The sequence below is a fragment of the Pseudoalteromonas sp. APC 3893 genome (assembly GCF_030408095.1).
Lineage (GTDB): Bacteria > Pseudomonadota > Gammaproteobacteria > Enterobacterales > Alteromonadaceae > Pseudoalteromonas.
Map to the genome: position 1 here is coordinate 1 of NZ_JASDCD010000059.1, position 1,975 is coordinate 1,975.

Genomic DNA, 1,975 nt, shown 5'->3' on the forward strand with positions numbered 1-1,975 from the left:
TAATCGGGTAGCCGGAGGTCTCTAACCTCCAGCCCCCACACCACCCATCATGCGGGTCCGCAATGGGCGGTTCATCTCCCGTAATGAATATTGCTCCAAATATCTCTCAATGACACTAAACCTTGTGATGCTAAATAGTCATTGCCTAGCGCAATGTTAATTCCTTTTGTTTTTGAGCTTCTTCAAGGGCCTTTACTGGTGATACCACAGGCTATGGCGAGTCGTTCGCTAACACCCAATTTCATTAAACTGCGTACTTTGGTGCGAGGTTTACGCCATTGCCGCCAGTAGCACATTCTTATCCTACGGCGGATCCAATGATCTAAATCCACCGTTAGCTGATAAGCGTTGGCTATTAGGTAGTAGTGTCCCCAGCCACGCAAATACTGTGTGAGTTTATGAATTTGTAGGGTCATTGAGATCCCCCAGTTGCGGTTAGTGAGCTCCCTGACGTTTGCTTTAAATTTCTTTAGCGCCTGTTCGTGGATCTGCACTTGACCGTAACGGAATGTGAACCCGAGAAATTTCGAGCCTGATACTGGACCTACCCGACTTTTCGATTTGTTCACTTTGAGCTTTAAGCGCTTAGTGATGAACGCAGTAATTTCCCGTTGGATTATTAATCCTTCGCTTTTGGTTTTTACTAAAATGATTATGTCATCAGCGTAACGTGCAAACTTAAGGTGTTTGTAGGTTAGCTTCTTATCTAATTCATCGAGTAAGATGTTGGAAAGCAAAGGGGATAATGGCCCACCTTGAGGGACTCCTTTGGTTGACTCAAACCACAGACCTGTTTCGCGCTCTGCTACTCCCGCTCGTAGATATTTACCGAGTAGACGCATGAGTGCTTTGTCTTTGATTTTACGACCAACACGATTCATCAGCATGTCATGGTCTACTTCATCAAAGAACTTAGACAAGTCGATATCAACCGCTGTTTTATAACCTTGTTTAACACAAGATTGAACATGGTTCACTGCTTGACTGGCTCTTTTATGAGGGCGATAACCATAACTATGTGATGAAAATTGAGTCTCGAAGTAAGGGCTGATCACTTGAGCAATGGCTTGTTGGATCACTCTGTCGATAACAGCAGGGATCCCAAGCATTCGTTCACCGCCATCAGGTTTGGGTATCATCACGCGTTTGACTGGCAAGGGTTGATAAGTGCCGTTAAGTAATAGTTGTTTAATACCCAGCCAATGTAACTTAGCGAAGTCATTAAATTCCTCAATACTCATATTATCAACACCCGCAGCCCCTTTATTGCGCTTAACATGTTGCCATGCTGCGCCAATATTGTGGTTGCTTAGTACCCTTGCCATCAGGTCATGATCTGTTTGGTTATATTCATTCGAGGTATTATTCACAGTCGAACGCTGTTCATCACTATCACAACACGGTGATCTATGTGAATTCAAGTTCATTTGTAGTTTCTCCTCTGGTTAAGATGTTCAGGCCTTCACCGTGTCCCCTCCATTACGATGGGCGTTTGGCTACTATGCCATCTGCTGACTTCTGATAAATCACTCTAGCGATTACTCGATAAAGCGCGTCTAAGCTAACGCTTGTTTACTGCTGTTTCGCTCGCTGTAGGTCGCAGCGACCAGAGCGCCAAGGGTTGAACAACCAGTCCCTAACTGGTAATCTCCAAGCGTTAGCGCGGATGCGTGTTTATCAGATCTCCCCGAATAAGGTGCATCGACTTTCTCTGCACAACTGCATCATTTACGGTGGCCGTTAGATCACATGACTTCGCTATCTTGTGCTAGCTCGTCTCCAGCCTACGCCTCATATGATGTTTTTGTTCATCAGCTCACAGATTTGCTAGCGGCTTCCTCCAGACTATCTCTCGCGATTTAGCCCTTGCCATTCGCTAGTAGTTATCGTTTAATAACAGTATGTTATTTAAACGGCGATCTTCCTACAGAGGACTTTCACCTCATAAGTCAATGCCCATGTCGGGCGTACACAA

1 protein-coding gene is annotated in these 1,975 nt (G+C 45.1%); it reads right to left on the reverse strand.

All coding sequences use genetic code 11. From position 1 onward, the window contains the following. Positions 1 to 182: 182 nt before the first annotated feature. The gene (gene ltrA / locus QMA12_RS21930; RefSeq protein ID WP_290211493.1) at positions 183 to 1,427 is read right to left on the reverse strand and encodes a group II intron reverse transcriptase/maturase; all 1,245 of its coding nucleotides are present in this window, start codon (positions 1,425 to 1,427) and stop codon (positions 183 to 185) included. Positions 1,428 to 1,975 lie beyond the last annotated feature (548 nt).